The organism is Pseudomonas sp. KH_024_B2, assembly GCF_057839965.1.
Map to the genome: position 1 here is coordinate 4067787 of NZ_CM174502.1, position 18974 is coordinate 4086760.

General features: G+C 59.9%; 16 protein-coding genes and 3 pseudogenes. 14 read left to right on the forward strand and 5 right to left on the reverse strand.

Annotated elements, in window-relative coordinates; translation table 11 throughout:
* Positions 1-180: 180 nt before the first annotated feature.
* On the reverse strand, positions 181-999 hold the full coding sequence (locus AC3I0A_RS18860; RefSeq protein ID WP_489373751.1) for a shikimate 5-dehydrogenase: 819 nt from the start codon (positions 997-999) through the stop codon (positions 181-183).
* Positions 1000-1252: 253 nt separating this feature from the next.
* On the opposite strand from AC3I0A_RS18860, the gene AC3I0A_RS18865 reads away from it, so the two are divergent.
* From AC3I0A_RS18865 to AC3I0A_RS18875, 3 genes are all read left to right on the forward strand, one after another.
* Positions 1253-1624: a hypothetical protein gene (locus AC3I0A_RS18865; RefSeq protein WP_489373753.1), complete on the forward strand. Its 372-nt coding sequence runs from the start codon at positions 1253-1255 to the stop codon at positions 1622-1624.
* Positions 1625-1865: 241 nt separating this feature from the next.
* On the forward strand, positions 1866-2060 hold the full coding sequence (locus tag AC3I0A_RS18870; protein ID WP_489373755.1) for a hypothetical protein: 195 nt from the start codon (positions 1866-1868) through the stop codon (positions 2058-2060).
* A gap of 112 nt (positions 2061-2172) precedes the next feature.
* Positions 2173-2355, forward strand: coding sequence for a hypothetical protein (locus AC3I0A_RS18875; protein WP_489373757.1), 183 nt, complete (start codon positions 2173-2175; stop codon positions 2353-2355).
* Here the strand turns inward: AC3I0A_RS18875 and AC3I0A_RS18880 are convergent.
* Positions 2352-3401 (reverse strand): AI-2E family transporter, encoded by a 1050-nt coding sequence (locus tag AC3I0A_RS18880; RefSeq protein WP_489373759.1) that lies wholly within the window; start codon positions 3399-3401, stop codon positions 2352-2354. The two genes, AC3I0A_RS18875 and AC3I0A_RS18880, sit on opposite strands and share 4 nt — an antisense overlap.
* A gap of 160 nt (positions 3402-3561) precedes the next feature.
* Here AC3I0A_RS18880 and trhP point away from each other — a divergent pair, with 160 nt between their 5' ends.
* The gene (trhP, locus tag AC3I0A_RS18885) at positions 3562-4896 is read left to right on the forward strand and encodes a prephenate-dependent tRNA uridine(34) hydroxylase TrhP (protein WP_489373761.1); all 1335 of its coding nucleotides are present in this window, start codon (positions 3562-3564) and stop codon (positions 4894-4896) included.
* A gap of 126 nt (positions 4897-5022) precedes the next feature.
* Here trhP and AC3I0A_RS18890 read toward each other — a convergent pair whose 3' ends face one another.
* Both AC3I0A_RS18890 and AC3I0A_RS18895 read right to left on the reverse strand, forming a co-directional pair.
* Complete coding sequence (locus tag AC3I0A_RS18890) at positions 5023-5844, reverse strand: methyl-accepting chemotaxis protein (RefSeq protein ID WP_489378545.1); 822 nt, start codon at positions 5842-5844, stop codon at positions 5023-5025.
* An 84-nt stretch (positions 5845-5928) separates the two neighbouring features.
* A pseudogene (locus AC3I0A_RS18895) lies at positions 5929-6831 on the reverse strand (cache domain-containing protein); the annotation flags it as partial.
* A 1317-nt stretch (positions 6832-8148) separates the two neighbouring features.
* Here AC3I0A_RS18895 and AC3I0A_RS18900 point away from each other — a divergent pair.
* Both AC3I0A_RS18900 and AC3I0A_RS18905 read left to right on the forward strand, forming a co-directional pair.
* A pseudogene (locus tag AC3I0A_RS18900) lies at positions 8149-8205 on the forward strand (hypothetical protein); the annotation flags it as partial.
* 201 nt (positions 8206-8406) lie between these two features.
* Positions 8407-9111 (forward strand): methyl-accepting chemotaxis protein, encoded by a 705-nt coding sequence (locus AC3I0A_RS18905; protein ID WP_489378546.1) that lies wholly within the window; start codon positions 8407-8409, stop codon positions 9109-9111.
* A 61-nt stretch (positions 9112-9172) separates the two neighbouring features.
* On the opposite strand, the gene AC3I0A_RS18910 is transcribed toward AC3I0A_RS18905, so the two are convergent.
* Positions 9173-9613 carry a GlcG/HbpS family heme-binding protein gene (locus AC3I0A_RS18910; protein WP_489373762.1) on the reverse strand — a complete coding sequence of 147 codons (441 nt, stop codon included), beginning with the start codon at positions 9611-9613 and terminating at the stop codon, positions 9173-9175.
* 266 nt (positions 9614-9879) lie between these two features.
* Here AC3I0A_RS18910 and gcl point away from each other — a divergent pair, with 266 nt between their 5' ends.
* The 8 genes and pseudogenes from gcl (at position 9880) to AC3I0A_RS18950 (ending at position 18756) form a co-directional block, all read left to right on the forward strand.
* Positions 9880-11655, forward strand: coding sequence for a glyoxylate carboligase (gene gcl, locus AC3I0A_RS18915; RefSeq protein WP_489373763.1), 1776 nt, complete (start codon positions 9880-9882; stop codon positions 11653-11655).
* A gap of 134 nt (positions 11656-11789) precedes the next feature.
* Complete coding sequence (gene hyi / locus AC3I0A_RS18920) at positions 11790-12605, forward strand: hydroxypyruvate isomerase (RefSeq protein WP_489373765.1); 816 nt, start codon at positions 11790-11792, stop codon at positions 12603-12605.
* A gap of 70 nt (positions 12606-12675) precedes the next feature.
* Positions 12676-13566, forward strand: coding sequence for a 2-hydroxy-3-oxopropionate reductase (locus AC3I0A_RS18925; protein WP_489373767.1), 891 nt, complete (start codon positions 12676-12678; stop codon positions 13564-13566).
* 185 nt (positions 13567-13751) lie between these two features.
* A complete protein-coding gene (locus AC3I0A_RS18930) occupies positions 13752-15032 on the forward strand; it encodes a glycerate kinase type-2 family protein (protein WP_489373768.1) in 1281 nt (426 codons plus the stop codon).
* Positions 15022-16437, forward strand: a complete 1416-nt coding sequence (gene pyk / locus AC3I0A_RS18935) for a pyruvate kinase (protein WP_489373769.1) — start codon at positions 15022-15024, stop codon at positions 16435-16437. The genes AC3I0A_RS18930 and pyk overlap by 11 nt, the downstream gene beginning before the upstream one ends.
* Positions 16438-16588: 151 nt before the next feature.
* Positions 16589-17509: an urea transporter gene (locus AC3I0A_RS18940; protein WP_489373770.1), complete on the forward strand. Its 921-nt coding sequence runs from the start codon at positions 16589-16591 to the stop codon at positions 17507-17509.
* Positions 17510-17536: 27 nt separating this feature from the next.
* Positions 17537-17668: pseudogene (locus AC3I0A_RS18945) on the forward strand (ion transporter); the annotation flags it as partial.
* A gap of 89 nt (positions 17669-17757) precedes the next feature.
* A complete protein-coding gene (locus AC3I0A_RS18950) occupies positions 17758-18756 on the forward strand; it encodes a sulfate ABC transporter substrate-binding protein (RefSeq protein WP_489373771.1) in 999 nt (332 codons plus the stop codon).
* Positions 18757-18974 lie beyond the last annotated feature (218 nt).

Consider the following 18974-nt stretch of genomic DNA (forward strand, 5'->3'; position numbering starts at 1 on the left):
GGCAGTCTGGTGATCCATTGTGGCGAGGGAGCTTGCTCCCGCTGGGCCGCGGAGCGGCCCCAATAAGGCCGCTGCGGTTTTTCAGGAAGAACTCCATGGCTGTTTTAGGGCTGCTGCGCAGCCCAACGGGAGCAAGCTCCCTCGCCACAGGTGTTTGTCAGATGCCAGGCTCTTGGTTAATCAACCCCGCGCGAAGGCTACCGCTTTCTGGAACTGCTCCTCGGTCGGGCGTACGCCGGTGTACAACACGAACTGCTCCAGGGCCTGAATGGCGATCACCTCAAGCCCGGTGATCACGCGTTTGCCCTTGGCGCGACCACGCAGGATCAACGGTGTTTCCGACGGAATCGCTACTACATCGAAGATTGTTTCGGCGGCGTCGACAGCATCCGCTTCGAACGCCAGTTGATCGACTTCCGGCCCGCCGGTCATACCGATCGGCGTGACGTTGATCAGCATCTGTGGCCGTTGATCACCCAGGTCTGCCCGCCATTCGTAGCCCAGGGAACTCGCCAGGGCACGGCCGGCCAGTTCGTTACGGGCCACGATCAAACCGTTTGTGTAACCGCCATCGCGCAAGGCGCTGGCCACTGCCTTGGCCATTCCACCGCTGCCGCGTAGGGCGAAGGTCGAGTTCTGCGGCACTTCATGCGTGTTCAGCAGTTGCGCGATGGCAATGTAGTCGGTGTTGTAGGCCTTGAGATGGCCATCGGTGTTGACGATGGTATTAATGGACTGAATCGCCCTGGCCGAATCGTCCAGCTCATCGACCAACGCGATGCAGGCTTCCTTGAATGGCATGGATACCCCGCAGCCACGAATCCCAAGCGCGCGAATTCCACCGACCGCGCCTGAAAGGTCCTTGCTGCTGAACGCCTTGTAATAGAAGTTAAGGCCCAGTTGCTCATACAAATGGTTATGAAAACGCAGGCCGAAATTCCCGGGGCGCCCAGACAACGACATACACAGTTGGGTGTCTTTGTTCGGGTTCATCAGCATGTCTATCTCCTTCAAATAGCACTTTCAGATGGACGGGATTAGCCAGCCCGACAGTTCTGTTCGATCATAATGATGTGAGGCTCAGTGCCTGTTTACGCAACAGATCAAGGTAAATAAACCGGTACAGACCTTACACAATATTTACTCAGCGGCCTCGCAGTTTTTTCACAAATGGCTGTCTGATAAGTATCCCCGCACAATCCTTGGGTCTATTGCAGACCACAAGCGTCGGGGCTGGAATCGAGGTATAGCCATGATTCGTAAACTCTCCACAGTAGCCTTGCTCATCGGGGCACTCGCTGTCACAGGTCAGGCATCCGCCGGTGGTGGTCACCATCACGGTCACGGTGGTTGGGAGGGTCCGGCGGTATTCGGCGCGTTGGTCGGCGCAGCCATAGTGGGTTCGGCAATCATCAGCCGCGACCGGCCGATCTATGTGGAACAGCCAGTGTACGTTCAGCCGCAACCGGTCTACATACAACAGCCGCCACCGGTCTATTACCAGCCGCAACCGGTTTACATCGAACGACCTGTCTATTACCGGCGAGCACCGGTGTATTACGGCCCGCCACGTGGCTATTACTATGGCCCACCGCGCGGTTATTACGGTCATCCACGCTGGTAACCGTCACGCTGTCATTGAATCGGGCCCCGCCTTGAAACGGGGCCTGATGCGTTATAGAACCTGAACAACGTCTGAATAAATCTTGCAAAGGTCGCTACCGAGACAGTGGCTGCGGTTAAATTTGGCATGATTGACCGACTGTCGCATCGGTGCAGCGGCTCTCATATTCATGTCATGGCAGGTCAGCAAGCTCTGATTTGTCCGTCAAAAACAGGCTTATAAAAACAAGGACGCCCCCACAGTGCCGACTCAGAATCCCCACCGCACGGCAGGCCTGTGCACTTCAAGCAAGGTCTACAGTGCGCTGACCGAACTCAAGCACCTTGAAGGCCATCGCAGCGCCAAGTTTCTCTCGTTGCTGGCCGAGAACCTGGTGCGCAAAGGCCTGCTCAATGATCAGGAAGTGGTGTACATGCTCGATCAGGTCGTCGACTGATACCGATTATCGAGTTCAGTTCTGCCCGCATCGATGTCCACTATCGAGCGCGATGATTTTTTGTTGAACCCGCAGGTCCGTAAGGTAGTCCCATAGATCGATGGGGGTACTTATGTCCAAGGTTCAAATCATGTCCGTTATCGGCAGCGCCGTTCCCGCACCACTCAGAGAGAAGGGATTGCTCGCCTGTTGGTATCTGATGCAGGACGGTGTGCCGATCAGCGGCCCGTTCACTTCACTCCTCGCCGCTCAGGCTCTGTCGCAAAGCATGGATATTCATGACCTGCGCGCCTAAGGCAACTGCACCCGTGGTTTGGTCTCGATGAACAGAGCCCAGCTTGATATGAACAACGCTGCGATCAATGGCCCAATGACAAATCCGTTCAGGCCAAAGATCGCCAAGCCACCCAGGGTAGAAATCAGAATCAGGTAATCCGGCATTTTCGTGTCCTTGCCCACCAACATCGGGCGCAGCACGTTGTCTACCAGACCGATGACCAGTACTCCGTACAATGCCAGTACCACACCCTGCCAGATCGCCCCGCTGAACAGAAAGAATGCCGCTACCGGCGCCCAGATGATCCCCGCCCCCACCGCTGGCAACAGTGACAGAAACGCCATCAACACCGCCCAGAGCAAGGCACTGGGAATGTCGAGAAACCAGAAAATCAAACCGCCCAATGCACCCTGAGTGATCGCCACCAGCACATTGCCCTTGACCGTGGCGCGCACCACCCGGTTGAATTTCAGTTGCAAGAGGCGTTTCTGCTGGTCGTCCAGCGGTATAGCGGTGCGGAACTTGCGCGCCAGCTCCGCGCCGTCACGCAAAAAGAAGAACAGCAAGTACAGCATGATGAAAAAACTCATCAGGAATTCAAAGGTGCCCTGACCGAAACTGACTATAAACTGACTGCCCTGCATGGCGCTCTTGACGATCTTCTCCCGCAAACTGATCACATCGCCCATGCCAAAACGATCAAGCAAATACTGAAAGTACGGCGGCAAGCTTTGTTTGAACTGCGCCAGGTAACCGGCAATGTCCAACTGACCGCTTTCGATGCTCTTGTACAAGGTCGCGCCTTCCTGAACCAGCAAGACGCCGATGAAGATCACCGGCAGAATCGCAATCACCAGGCAGATACTCAGGGTGCACAGGGACGTCAGGTTATGCTGCCAACCGAACTTCAATTGCAGCCGTCGCTGTAAAGGGGCAAAGACGATGCCGAGAATCGCCGCCCAGAACACCGCGCCGTAGAACGGCAACAGAATCCAGATAAAGGCGATAGTCACCAGAACAAGCAAGGCAAACAGCGATCTGTTTTGCAGCGTCGTTTCGTTCATGTCCGGTCCATGTCGACAAGGCGCAGGATTGACGGCTTCCTGATGTTTAGTCAGCCAAGCCGCGCTTGAGTGCCCTCTTTGTTCATGGAGCATAGATCCAGATCAATAAATCCCGGACACGACTCGCTTACCCTCCCGGTCTTTTGTGATCGACACGACCATGCCCCTCGCCACTCCCGAACTCCTCGCCCCTGCCGGCACCCTGAAAAACATGCGTTATGCCTTCGCCTATGGTGCCGATGCCGTATACGCCGGACAGCCGCGCTACAGTCTGCGGGTGCGCAATAACGAATTCGACCACGCCAACCTGGCCCTCGGCATTCGTGAAGCCCAGTCCCAGGGCAAGCGTTTCTATGTGGTGGTGAATATCGCCCCGCATAACGCCAAGTTGCGCACGTTCCTCAAGGATCTGGAGCCGGTGATCGCCATGGCGCCGGATGCGCTGATCATGTCCGATCCCGGGTTGATCATGCTGGTGCGCAAACATTTCCCGCAGATGCCGATTCACCTTTCCGTTCAGGCCAACACGGTGAACTGGGCCAGCGTCGAGTTCTGGCAGCAACAAGGCTTGAGCCGGATCATCCTGTCGCGTGAACTGTCCCTGGAAGAAATCGCCGAAATTCGTCAGCAGGTTCCGGGTATGGAGCTGGAAGTGTTCGTCCATGGCGCGCTGTGCATGGCCTATTCCGGTCGTTGCCTGCTGTCGGGCTATATGAACAAGCGCGATGCCAACCAGGGCAGCTGCACGAACGCCTGTCGCTGGAAATACAGCGCGCAACCCGCCACGGAAAATCAACTGGGTGAGATCGTTCAGGCGTTTCAACCCGAGCCTGCGCTGGGCCTCGGCGCGCCGACCGATCAGGTGTTTTTGCTGCAAGAAGCCAATCGTCCTGAGGAGCTGATGCCGGCGTTCGAGGACGAACATGGCACTTACATCATGAATTCCAAGGACCTGCGCGCCGTGCAGCATGTCGAACGTCTGACTGAAATGGGCGTGCACTCATTGAAAATCGAGGGCCGGACCAAATCCCACTTCTACTGCGCACGGACCACCCAGGTCTATCGCAAGGCAATCGATGACGCCGTGGCCGGCCGGGCATTCGACCGCAGCCTGATGACCGATCTCGAATCCCTCGCCCAGCGTGGTTACACCGAAGGCTTTCTGCGCCGGCATGTGCATGATGAGTATCAGAACTACCAGAACGGCAGCTCGGTGTCGGAGCGCCAGCAGTTCGTCGGCGAGTTGACCGGAGAGCGGCGTGATCGACTGGCGCAAGTTCGCGTGAAGAACCGCTTCCTCCTCAGTGACCATCTGGAATTGATGACCCCCAAGGGCAATTTCCATTTCGACCTGCATCAGTTGCACAACGCCAAGGGTGAAGCCATCGAGGTCGCGCCCGGGGACGGGCACACGGTGTATTTGCCGATTCCGGATCAGGTGGATTTGCGTTTTGGGTTGTTGATGCGGGATGTGGGGGTGCTAAGCAGAGAGTGATGTCGACTGTTCCGGCCTCTTCGCGGGCAAGCCCGCTCCCACATTGGACTGTGTGTGAACACAATCGATCCCTGTGGGAGCGAGCTTGCTCGCGATAGCGGTCTGTCAGACACCTGATTCCCTGGATCAGATGCGGAACTGCCCCACCAACTTGCCCAGGCGCTGACCCAGATCGGCCAGGCTGCGGGAGGTCTGTGCGCCGAGCTGGGTTTCGTCGGCAACGCTGTCCACCGCCACGGCGATCTGATGCACGCTGCGGTTGATCTCCTCGGCGACTGCCGTTTGCTCTTCGGCGGCGCTGGCGATCTGCGCGTTCATCGAATTGATGGTGCCGATCAACTGCGCCATGGTGTCCAGCGAAGCACCGGCCTCGTTGGCCTGGGCCGAGGTGCCGTCACCGGCATCGCTGGAACGGCGCATGGCTTCGACCGCCGATTGAGTGCCCTGCTGCAGGCGGTCAATCATGCCCTGGATTTCCTGGGTGCTTTGCTGGGTGCGGCTGGCCAGCGCCCGTACCTCATCGGCCACCACCGCAAAACCACGCCCGGCCTCACCGGCGCGGGCCGCTTCGATGGCCGCGTTGAGTGCCAGCAGGTTGGTCTGGTCGGCAATCGAACGAATGACACTCAGCACGCTGACAATCGACAACACATCTTTTTGCAGGCTATCCAGAGAGGTACCGCTGTTGCGGATATCGCTGACCAGCGCGTGAATCTGTTTGATGCTGCCATCCACCACGCGCTTGGCGGCCTGGCCTTCTTCATCGGTCTGCTGCGCAGCGACCGCCGCGCCCTGGGCGCTTCTCGCCACCTCCTGGGCCGCCGAAGACATCTCGTTGATCGCTGTCGCCACCTGATCAGTCTCGTGACGCTGGCGCTCCATGGCCTGCTCCGAACGTTGAGCCTGATCGGAAACCTGCGTTACCAGCCCGGTCAGCTGCGAGGTCATTTCGGTGATTTGCCGTACCAGGCCGTGGATCTTGTCGACGAAGCGGTTGAACGAACCGGCCAGTTCGCCCAGCTCATCCTGGCTGGTAATCGCCAGGCGACGAGTCAGATCGCCCTCGCCGGCGGCGATATCGTCCAGGTTGACTTTCATCAGGTGCAGCGGACGCAAAATGGTATTGGCGACGAACATGCCAACCGCCGCAATCACCAGCAGCACCACCACCGCGATGCCGACGATGCTCAGTACCACGCCCTCCATGCGCTCATGAACCTTGGCCTCGACCACCGCGACCTGAGCTTCGATCCCGTCCAGGTTGACGGAAGTACCGATGACCATGTCCCACTTGGGCAGGTATTCGGTGTAGCCGAGTTTGGGCACCAGGACTTTGCTGTTACCTGGCAGCGCCGAGCTGTATTGCAGGTAGTGAGTACCGTCCTTGGCGACTTTCACCAGCTCACGGTTGACGTACACGCCATTCGGATCGCGGTTGTCCTTGAAACTCTGGCCCACGCCTTCAGGACTGTTGGCCTTGAACAGGCGCACGGTATTGGAGTCGTAACCGTAGAAGTAGCCATCCTTGCCATAGGTAATGCTCGACAGCAGCTTGACCACCTGCGCCCGGGCCGCTTCATCACCGGGTACCGCCGCGTCGTACAGCGGCTTGATCGCGGTCATCGCCACCGCCACGTAACTTTGCAGGGTCGCCTTGGCTTCGGTCAGCAGGCGCTGGCGGGTTTCTTCGACTTCTTTGCCGGCCTGTTCTTGCAGAATGAACACCGTGGTCAGACTGATCACCAGCGCAAACAGTAAAACCGGGAGTACCGCGAGGGATAAAACTTTGGCCTTCAGGCTTAGGCGCATGGCGTTCACTCTTGATTTTATTGGCATGGGTAAGTCTTTAACGGCACGCCAACGCAAAACTGTAGGAGCGAGCTTGCTCGCGAAATGGACGCCGCGGTGTAACAGACACACCGCGTTACCGTTCATCGCGAGCAAGCTCGCTCCTACACGATCTAAAACGTTTCAGCGCCACTTTCTTGAATGAATGGATAAAGAAACGAAAAACACAGCCGCTACAGTTCAAAATCTCCCGCGCTTTATCCGATCAAGGACATCTCCATGTCGCTCAGGCAGCTTTCCATTCAATGGAAAATCACTCTTCTGGCCGGACTCTGCCTGCTCGGCATTGTCTCGTTGCTGGTGGGGCTTTCGCTCTATCGCATGGAGCACAACGCCGAGCTGGTCAAAGCCTCGAGCATGGAGATGCTCAACGAAGCGGCTCTGGCGCGGATCGAGGCCCAGGGTGAAGTCCAGGCGCTGGGCATTCGCCAGCAATTCATGGATGCCTATCAATACGGTCACGGCTTCTCCCGCCAGGTGCTGTTCCTGCGCGAACAAGCCGAGAAGCGCTTTCTCGATGCCTTCGACCTGCGCGAAGACCTGACCCGTCAGGTCAAGTCGGCACTGCAAGCCAACCCGCAACTGCTCGGCCTGTCGCTGGTATTCGAAGCCAATGCGCTGGATGGCAAGGATGAGTTGTTTGCCGGCCAGAACGAGATCGGCAGCAACGACAAGGGCCGTTTTGCCCTGTACTGGTCGCAGCCGACGCCGGGCAAGCTGACCTCGATGTCGCTGCCGGAAAGCGACATGGCCGACACCAGCACCGGCCCCAGCGGCGAACCGGCGAATGCCTGGTTCACTTGCCCGCGCGTCACGCTCAAGCCGTGTGTGATCGAGCCCTACTTCTATGTGATCGACGGCCAGAATGTGCTGATGACCAGCATCGTCTTCCCGCTGATGGTCGAGGGTAAAGTCATCGCGTCGCTGTCGGTCGACATCAACCTCAACAGCCTGCAAGCGGTCAGTCTGCAAGCGAGCAAGAAGCTCTATGACGGCCAGACCAATGTCAGCATCATCAGCCCGGTCGGTCTGCTGGCTGGCTACAGCGCGGACGCCAGCAAACTGAGCCAGCGTCTGGAGGTGGTCGACAAGGCCAGCGGTGCCGAGCTGATCCGCATGCTGTCCAGCGGTAGTCAGACCCAAAGCCTGCACAGCAATCAACAACTCAAAGTGCTCTCGCCATTCCTGCCGATTCCTGGCGGCAAGCCGTGGGGCGTGTTGCTCGACATCCCGGAAAAGGTCCTGGTCGGCCCGGCTGAAACCCTGAAGAAAGAACTCGATGAGCGCAGCACCAGCGGCACCCTGATCGAATTGAGCCTGGGCCTGCTGGCGGCGGTCATCGGTCTGCTGCTGGTCTGGTTGATGGCCCGCAGCGTGACCAGGCCGATCCTCGGTGTGGCACATATGCTCGAAGACATTGCCAGCGGTGAAGGTGATCTGACCCGGCGTCTGGCCTATGACAAGCAGGATGAACTCGGTCAGCTGGCCGGTTGGTTCAACCGTTTCCTCGACAAGTTGCAGCCGATCATCGCCGAGGTAAAACGTTCGGTGCAGGACGCTCGCAGCACCGCCGACCAATCCGCCGTCATCGCCACCCAGACCAGCGCCGGCATGGAGCAGCAGTACCGCCAGGTCGATCAGGTGGCCACCGCCTCCCACGAAATGAGCGCCACTGCGCAAGACGTCGCCCGTAGCGCCGCCCAAGCGGCGCAGGCTGCTCGCGACGCCGATCAGGCAACCCGTCAGGGTTTGACCGTGATCGACCGCACCACCGCGAGCATCGACAATCTCGCCGCGGATATGAGCACGGCAATGACCCAGGTCGAAGGCCTGGCCGCCAACAGCGAGAAAATCGGTTCGGTGCTGGAAGTGATTCGCGCCATCGCCGAGCAGACCAACCTGCTGGCACTCAACGCCGCCATCGAAGCCGCTCGCGCAGGCGAAGCCGGACGTGGTTTTGCAGTGGTCGCCGACGAAGTACGCAATCTGGCCCGACGCACTCAGGAGTCCGTGGAGGAAACCCGTCAGGTGATCGAACAGCTGCAAAGCGGTACTCAGGAAGTTGTCGGTTCAATGAGCAACAGCCATCGTCAGGCCCAAGGCAGTGTCGAACAGGTCAGCCAGGCGGTGACCGCGCTGCGCCAGATCGGCGATGCGGTGACGGTGATTACCGACATGAACCTGCAAATTGCCAGCGCCGCCGAAGAGCAAAGCGCCGTGGCCGAAGAGATCAACAACAACGTGGCGACCATTCGTGACGTGACTGAATCGCTGTCAGGGCAAGCCAATGAATCGGCACGGGTCAGCCAGTCGCTGAACAGCCTGGCCAACCAGCAGCAGAGCTTGATGGATCAGTTCAGGGTTTAGGTCAGGCCAGTGATTGCTCCCACACCATAGACGTGGGAGCAAATCCGACTTGCTCGCTAAATCAAGCACTCACCCCCGCATCCGCCTGCAACCCCTGCGCCTCGATGGCGCTGATCGCGCATTGCTCGTCGATGTCCGAGGTATCGCCGCTGATGCCGATGGCGCCGATCACCACCCCCTCCTGATCCCGAATCAACACCCCGCCCGGCGCCGGCACCACGCTGCCCTGCCCCAGGCTATTGAGCGCGGCGATAAACGCCGGCCGCTGTTGCGCATCCAGCGCCAACAGTCGAGAACCCTTGCCCAGCGCGATCGCACCCCAGGCTTTGCCAATGGCGATCTGTGGTCGAAGCAGGCTTGCGCCGTCTTCGCGCTGCAAGCTCAGCAGATGCCCGCCGGCATCGAGTACCGCGATGGTCAGTGGTGCTGCGGCGATCTCGCGCCCAAAGGCGATGGCTCGACCGGTCAGGCTGACTGCGACTTTCAAGGTTAAAGCGCTCATGGGTGCCGTCCTTATTTTGTTATGGGGAAAGCTTCTGGATTTCGGTAAGGCGAAATCCGATACGACAAATAGAACACAATGAGTTATTTTTTTGTATACAATATTGATCGAAAAGCTGCTCATGCGACGAAAAGCCACAGGACTTTAGGCTTCTGACGAATGACACAGCCGCTTGATAAAATGGATTGACCTGCGCCGTCCGCCGTGAATACACTCTGCGCAAAGCCACTTGTATACAATTACAAAACGTAAGAGGCACCAAAACCATGAGCAAAATGAGAGCAATCGAAGCCGCCGTTCTGGTGATGCGCCGTGAAGGGGTCGATACCGCTTTTGGCATTCCGGGCGCTGCCATCAACCCGCTGTACTCCGCCCTGCAAAAGGTCGGCGGCATCGATCACGTCCTCGCTCGCCACGTTGAAGGCGCCTCGCACATGGCCGAGGGCTACACCCGCACTAAAGCCGGCAACATCGGCGTGTGCATCGGTACTTCCGGGCCTGCCGGTACCGACATGGTCACCGGGCTCTACAGTGCCTCGGCCGACTCGATTCCCATTCTCTGCATCACTGGCCAGGCACCCCGGGCCCGTATGCACAAGGAAGACTTCCAGGCTGTCGACATCACCGCCATCGTCAAGCCCGTGACCAAGTGGTCGACCACCGTGATGGAACCGGGCCAGGTGCCTTACGCGTTCCAGAAAGCCTTCTATGAAATGCGCTCCGGTCGTCCAGGCCCCGTGCTGATCGACCTGCCGTTCGACGTGCAGATGGCCGAAATCGAATTCGACATCGACGCCTACGAGCCACTGCCACTGGCCAAACCAGCAGCCACCCGCAAGCAAGTCGAGAAAGCCCTGGCGATGCTCGATCAGGCTGAGCGTCCATTGCTGGTCGCCGGCGGCGGCATCATCAACGCCGACGCCAGCGACCTGCTGGTGGAGTTCGCCGAGCTGACCGGTATCCCGGTCATCCCGACGCTGATGGGCTGGGGCACGATCCCGGACGATCACCCGTTGATGGTCGGCATGGTCGGCTTGCAGACGTCGCACCGTTACGGCAACGCGACCATGCTCAAGTCCGACGTGGTACTGGGTGTTGGTAACCGCTGGGCCAACCGTCACACCGGTTCGGTTGACGTGTACACCGAAGGTCGTAAATTCATTCACGTCGACATCGAGCCAACCCAGATCGGTCGTGTGTTCACCCCGGATCAGGGCATCGTTTCCGACGCTGGCCTGGCACTGAAAGTGTTCATCGAGGTGGCTCGCGAGTGGAAAGCCGCCGGCAAGCTCAAGGACCGTAGCGCCTGGTTGCAAGACTGCCAGCAGCGCAAGGCCAGCCTGCACCGCAAGACTCACTTCGACAACGTACCGGTCAAACCGCAGCGCGTGTACGAAGAGATGAACCAGGTATTTGGCAAGGACACCTGCTACGTCAGCACCATCGGTCTGTCGCAGATTGCCGGCGCGCAGTTCCTGCACGTCTACAAACCGCGTCACTGGATCAACTGCGGTCAGGCCGGTCCGCTGGGCTGGACCATTCCGGCAGCGCTGGGCGTGGTCAAGGCTGACCCGAGCCGCAAGGTCGTTGCCTTGTCCGGCGACTATGACTTCCAGTTCATGATCGAAGAGCTGGCGGTGGGCGCGCAATTCAAACTGCCGTACATCCACGTAGTGGTGAACAACTCGTACCTGGGGCTGATCCGTCAGGCGCAGCGCGGCTTCGAGATGGACTACTGCGTGCAGCTGTCCTTCGACAACCTCAACGCTCCGGAACTCAACGGTTACGGGGTTGACCACGTAGCCGTTGCGCAAGGTCTGGGTTGCAAGGCACTGCGCGTGTTCGAACCGGCTGACATCGCCCCTGCCCTGCGCAAGGCGCAAGAGCTGATGGAAGAGTTCAAGGTGCCGGTGATCGTCGAGATCATTCTGGAGCGCGTGACCAACATTTCCATGGGCACCGAGATCAACGCCGTCAACGAATTCGAAGACCTGGCGCTGGTCGGCAGCGATGCGCCGACGGCGATTTCGTTGCTCGACTGACGATCGTTCCCACTGTGGGAGCGAGCTTGCTCGCGAAGGCGGCTTCACATCCAACAGAGATGTTGACTGACCCACCGCGTTCGCGAGCAAGCTCGCTCCTACAGGGGGCCCTCACACATTTACAGGAGACCACCATGCCGCGTTTCGCAGCCAACCTGTCCATGCTGTTTACCGAGCAGGATTTTCTTGCCCGCTTCGAAGCTGCCGCCAAGGCCGGCTTCAGTGGTGTCGAATACCTGTTCCCCTACGAATTCAGTTCCACCGAGATCAAGGCCCAGCTCGATGCTCACGGTCTGACTCAAGTGCTGTTCAACCTGCCGGCCGGTGACTGGGCCAAGGGCGAGCGCGGTATCGCGTGCCTGCCGGATCGGGTCGAAGAGTTCCGCGCCGGTGTCGATCTGGCGATCGCTTACGCGAAAGTGCTGGGCAACACCCAGATCAACTGCCTGGCCGGCATCCGCCCGCAAGGCGTCGACGATGCCACCGTGGAAAAGACCTTCGTCGCCAACCTCAAGTACGCCGCCGACAAGCTGCAGGCAGTGGGCATCAAACTGGTGATGGAAGCGATCAACACCCGTGACATCCCGGGCTTCTATCTGAACAACACGGCTCAGGCTCTGTCGATTCGCGAACAGGTCGGCAGCAGCAACCTGTTCCTGCAATACGACATCTACCACATGCAAATCATGGAGGGCGATCTGGCCCGGACCATGGCCAACCATCTGGATGAGATCAACCACATCCAGCTCGCCGACAACCCAGGGCGCAACGAGCCGGGTACTGGCGAGATCAACTACCGCTTCCTGTTCGAACACCTGGACCGCATCGGTTACCAGGGCTGGGTCGGCTGCGAATACAAGCCGCTGACCACTACTGAAGCAGGTCTGGGCTGGTTGAAAACCCATGTGGGAGCGGGCTTGCCCGCGAAAGCCACACCTCAGTGTGCCTGACTCACCCCAGTGCCTGATTCGCGGGCAAGCCCGCTCCCACACAAAGCAATAAAAACAAGAGGATTTTCTCATGGCTAAAATCGGTTTTATCGGCACCGGCATCATGGGCCACCCAATGGCATTGAACCTGCAAAAAGCCGGTCACAGCCTGTTCCTGTCGGCGCACCACGACCCGGCTCCTGCTGACCTGGTCGCTGCTGGCGCGGTCGCTCTGGCGACCCCGAAAGAAGTCGCGCAGGAAGCCGAGTTCATCATCGTCATGGTCCCGGATACGCCACAGGTCGAAGACGTGCTGTTCCGCGCCGACGGCGTGGCGGCCGGTGTCGGCCCAGGCAAAATCGTGATCGACATGAGCTCGATTTCGCCGACTGCGACCAAAGCCTTCGCTGCGAAAATCAACGAAAAAGGCGCGCAATACCTCGACGCCCCGGTGTCCGGTGGTGAAGTCGGCGCCAAGGCCGCCACCTTGAGTATCATGATCGGCGGCGACAGCCAGGCCTTCGAACGCGCTTTGCCGCTGTTCCAGAGCATGGGCAAGAACATCACCCTGGTCGGTGGCAACGGCGACGGTCAAACCGCCAAAGTGGCGAACCAGATCATCGTCGCGCTGAACATCCAGGCCGTCGCCGAAGCGCTGCTGTTCGCTTCGAAAAACGGTGCTGATCCAGCCAAGGTCCGTGAAGCGCTGATGGGTGGTTTCGCCTCGTCGAAAATCCTCGAAGTTCACGGCGAGCGCATGATCAAAGGCACCTTCGATCCAGGCTTCCGCATCAGCCTGCACCAGAAGGACCTCAACCTGGCACTGGCCGGCGCTCGCGAGCTGGGCATCAACCTGCCCAACACCGCCAACACCCAGCAAGTGTTCAGCACCTGCGCGGCCATCGGCGGCAGCAACTGGGACCACTCGGCGCTGATCAAGGGCCTCGAGCACATGGCGAATTTCTCGATTCGCGATAAATAAAACGTTCGCAAAAAAGTGTGGCTAGCCCGATTCCTGTGGGAGCGGGCTTGCCCGCGAAGGAAGCGCCTCGGTGTACCTGATTCACCGCGTCGCCCGATTCGCTGGCAAGCCAGCTCCCACACTGAATCCAGGCACACACAAAAGATCTAGCCGTATCCCAATAACAAGAATTCCGGGAGCCCGCCATGTCGGTCGATCCGCAACAATTCCTTCGTGAGCTGTTCGCCACAGCCATCGACGCTGCTCATCCGCAGCAAGTCCTTGAAGCCCACTTGCCTCGCGATCGCAGCGGCCGGGTGATCGTCATCGGCGCCGGCAAAGCGGCGGCGGCCATGGCGCAAGTGGTCGAGCGTTGCTGGCAGGGCGAAGTCTCGGGACTGGTGGTGACCCGCTACGGTCACGGCGCTCCTTGCGACAAAATCGAAGTGGTCGAAGCCGCCCACCCGGTGCCTGACGCTGCCGGTCTGGCGGTGGCGCAACGGGTGCTGGAACTGGTCAGCGACCTCGGCGAAGACGACCGGGTGATCTTCCTGCTCTCGGGCGGCGGTTCCGCATTGCTGGCACTGCCGGCGGCCGGCATCACCCTGGCCGACAAACAGTCGATCAACAAAGCCCTGCTCAAATCCGGCGCCACCATCGGCGAGATGAACTGCGTACGCAAGCACCTCTCGGCGATCAAGGGCGGCCGTCTGGCCAAGGCCTGCTGGCCAGCCACTGTCTACACCTATGCGATTTCCGATGTACCGGGCGACCTGGCGACAGTGATCGCTTCCGGGCCGACCGTGGCCGACCCGAGCACCTCGGCCGAAGCCCTGGCGATTCTCAAACGCTACGCCATCGAGGTGCCGGCGACGGTGCGCAGCTGGCTGCAAAGTGCAGAATCGGAGACGGTCAAACCCGGTGATCCGAGTCTGGCCCGCAGTCACTTCCAGCTGATCGCGCGGCCGCAACAATCGTTGGAAGCGGCGGCGGTGAAAGCTCGCCAGGCCGGTTTCAGCCCGTTGATCCTCGGCGATCTGGAAGGCGAGTCTCGTGAGGTGGCCAAGGTCCACGCCGGGATCGCCCGTCAGATTGTCCTCCACGGCCAGCCGCTGGCGGCACCCTGTGTGATTCTCTCCGGCGGTGAAACCACCGTCACCGTGCGCGGCACTGGCCGCGGTGGGCGCAACGCCGAGTTCCTGCTGAGCCTCACCGACAGCCTCAAGGGTCTGCCCGGCGTCTTCGCACTGGCCGGCGACACCGACGGTATCGACGGCTCCGAAGACAACGCCGGCGCCATCATGACCCCGGACAGCTACGCCCGCGCCGCCACCCTGGGCCTGAGCGCCAGCGACGAGCTGGATAACAACAATGGTTATGGCTACTTCGCCGCGCTGGACGCGTTGATCGTCACCGAACCGACCCGCACCAACGTCAACGACTTCCGCGCCATCCTGATCCTTGAGAGCCCTGAACATGACGCCTGACAAAAAGGTCAAAATCCTCGCCACCCTCGGCCCCGCCACAGACGGGATCGACGCGATCCGTGAGCTGGTCGAAGCCGGGGTGAACATCTTTCGCCTCAACTTCAGCCATGGCGATCACGCCGACCACGCTCAGCGCTACCAGTGGATCCGTGAAGTCGAGAAACAACTGAATTATCCGTTGGGGATTCTGATGGACCTGCAAGGTCCGAAACTGCGGGTCGGGAAATTTGCCGAGGGCAAGGTTCAACTGATGCGCGGTCAAGCCTTGCGTCTGGACCTGGACGCGACACCTGGTGACCAGCGCCGGGTCAACCTGCCCCACCCGGAAATCATCGCCGCGCTGCAGCCGGGCATGGACCTGCTGCTGGACGACGGCAAGCTGCGTCTGCGGGTGACCGCCAAACACGCCGATGCCATCGACACCACGGTGCTCAACGGTGGCGAGCTGTCCGACCGCAAAGGCGTCAACGTCCCGCAAGCCTTGCTCGAACTGAGCCCGCTGACCGCCAAGGACCGCCGCGACCTGAGCTTCGGTCTGGAACTGGGCGTGGACTGGGTTGCCCTGTCATTTGTGCAGCGTCCGGCAGACATCCTCGAAGCCCGCGAGCTGATCGGCGACAAAGCCTTTCTGATGGCGAAAATCGAGAAGCCGTCGGCCGTCGAACACTTGCGCGAAATCGCCGAGCTGAGCGACGCGATCATGGTTGCCCGGGGTGACTTGGGCGTGGAGGTCCCGGCCGAAAGCGTGCCGCAGATTCAGAAAAACATCATCAGCATCTGCCGCCAGCTCGGTAAACCGGTAGTGGTGGCAACGCAGATGCTCGAGTCGATGCGCTTCTCCCCGGCACCCACTCGTGCCGAAGTCACCGACGTCGCCAACGCCGTGGCTGAAGGTGCCGACGCGGTGATGCTCTCGGCGGAAACCGCCTCCGGAGAGTACCCGCAGGAAGCCGTGCAGATGATGAGCAAGATCATCCGTCAGGTCGAAAATGGCCCGGATTATCAGGCGCAACTGGACGTCAGCCGACCCCAGGCCGAAGCCACGGTGTCGGACGCCATCAGCTGTGCGATCCGCCGCATCAGCAGCATTCTGCCGATAGCGGTGCTGGTGAACTACAGCGAGTCCGGCAGCTCCAGTCTGCGAGCCGCGCGGGAACGGCCGACGGTGCCGATTCTCAACCTCACGCCAAACCTGCAAACCGCCCGCCGCCTGACCGTGGCCTGGGGTGTGCATTCGGTGGTCAATGATCGGCTGCGTCAGGTTGATGAGGTCTGCTCCACCGCCCTGGAAATCGCCCAGGCGCAAGGCATGGCCAAGCGTGGGGATACGTTGTTGATCACTGCGGGGGTGCCTTTTGGTCAGCCGGGATCGACCAATTCATTGCGCATTGAGACGTTGACCTAGCGCCTGCACCGGCCCCTTCGCGGGCAAGCCCGCTCCCACAGGTTTTGAGCCAGACCTCAATTCTGTGAACAACAGATTACCTGTGGGAGCTGGCTTGCCTGCGAATCAGGCGACACGATTTATCAGGTACCCCCCATTCCCAGACCCCACCATGCCCACACACCACTTCAACACCCACTGCCCCGACTGGGCCACTGCCCTGCTCAACGGCTTCAGCCAGATTTTCCTTCAGCGCGATCCGCTGTGCGGCTTGTTATGTCTTCTGGCGATTCTGCTGACAGCCCCGACGCTACTCGGTGGTGCGCTGCTGGGCGGTGTTGCCGGTTTGCTCACTGCGCAACGTCGCGGCTATACCAAGGCCGATCGACAGGCCGGGCTCTATAGCTACAACGGTGTGCTGCTGGGTTTGCTGCTGAGCCAGCAATTCGCCTGGTCAGCCATGTTGCCACCGCTGATCATCGCCTGCGGCGGTCTCAGTGCAATCCTCACCCGGCAATGGCTCAAACGCGCCCGCGACCAGCATTCCCTGCCAGCCTACACCGCACCATTCGTGGGTTTGAGCTGGATACTGCTCAGCCTCGCAGCCCCCCTTCAAACACCCCCGGTCCTGTTGCCCGACCTTGATGCCCTCAACCTGCTCAGCGCCGGGTTCAAAGGGCTGGGACAAATCATGCTGCTCGATCACCCATTGGCCGGTGCATTGATCGCTGGCGGATTGCTGATCGCCAACCGTCGCGCCGCCGCCTGGGCGCTGCTGGGTTCCGGCATGGGTCTGGCGTTCGCGGTGTTGCTCAATGAGCCTTCGACCGCACTGCTTGGCTTGAACGGCTACAACCCGGCACTGGCCGCCCTCGCCTTCAGTCAGCAACGTCGCCAACCCTGGTTGCCGTTGTTCGGCATTGTGCTGGCCATACTGCTGACACCCGGCTTCAGCGCCTTTGGTCTACAGGCCCTCACCGCCCCCTTCATCCTCGCCTGCTGGCTGGTCCATGCCGGCATCCGCGTGCTGCGCCAGGCCGCTGTCGACAGTGCGCCTTGCGCTATCAGGGACAATCACCCTAGGCTTCGCTGATCATTGGTTCAGGCGCTCTTCGGCCTTGCGCGGCAGGCCAACGCCATGCGCGGTGAACAGCTGCAGCACGGCTGCCCGGTGTGCAAGAAAAACCATCACGAGCACGGCGCGGCGTTTTGCTCGCGCTGCGGCAATGTGTTGTTCAGAAAAATAGAATAAGCAAAGTGCTTTTTAATCTTTAAAGAGATATGCAGCCACCGCTATAGTCGCTGGCATTAGCCCCACTTCTAATGAACAAGGAATGCGCAGTGAAAAAACTCTTTAGCGCCTCACTTCTGGCCGCTGGCCTGGCCCTGGGCAGTCTGGCTCAGGCTGCACCGACCCTGCTTAACGTTTCCTACGACGTGATGCGAGATTTCTACAAGGACTACAACTCTGCCTTCCAGAAACACTGGCAAGCCGAGCACAATGAAAACATCACCCTGCAAATGTCCTTCGGCGGCTCCAGCAAACAAGCCCGGTCGGTCATCGACGGCCTGCCGGCTGACGTCATCACCATGAACATGGCCACCGACATCAACGCCCTCGCCGACAACGGCAAACTGGTTCCGGACAACTGGGTCACCCGCCTGCCGGACCACAGCGCGCCGTTCACCTCGGCCACTGTGTTCATCGTCCGCAAAGGCAACCCGAAAGCCCTGAAAGACTGGCCGGACCTGCTCAAGGACGGCGTGCAAGTCATAGTGCCGAACCCGAAAACCTCCGGTAACGGTCGCTACACCTACCTGTCGGCCTGGGGTTACGTGCTGAAAAACGGCGGCGACGAGAACAAGGCCAAAGCGTTCGTCGGCAAGCTGTTCAAGCAAGCGCCAGTACTCGACACCGGTGGCCGCGCCGCCACGACTACCTTCATGACCAACCAGATCGGCGACGTGCTGGTGACCTTCGAAAACGAAGCGGAAATGATCGCCCGCGAATTCGGCCGCGACCAGTTCGAAGTGATCTACCCAAGCGTCTCCGCCGAAGCCGAACCACCAGTCAGCGTGGTCGACAAAGTCGTCGACAAGAAAGGCTCCCGCGCCGCGGCCGAGGAATACCTGAAATACCTCTGGTCCCCGGAAGGCCAGGAAATCGCTGCCGCCAACTACCTGCGCCCACGGGATCCGAAAGTGCTGGCCAAGTACACCGACCGTTTCCCGAAAGTCGACTTCCTCTCGGTAGAGAAAACCTTCGGCGACTGGCGCACCGTGCAGAAAACTCACTTCAATGATGGCGGGGTTTTCGATCAGATTTACAGCGGACAATAAACGCTGGGTACAAAAGAACAAGGCGACCCTCGGGTTAATGCCAGTCAGTTAACGAAAATCTAGAGTCTTGTGAGCACTTGTGGCGAGGGAGCTTGCTCCCGCTCGAGTGCGCAGCGCTCGCAAAACCAGCAAATGCGTTCTACCTGATAGAACGCGATTGCAGGTTTTAGGGCCGCTGCGCGCCCCAGCGGGAGCAAGCTCCCTCGCCACAGGTGTTT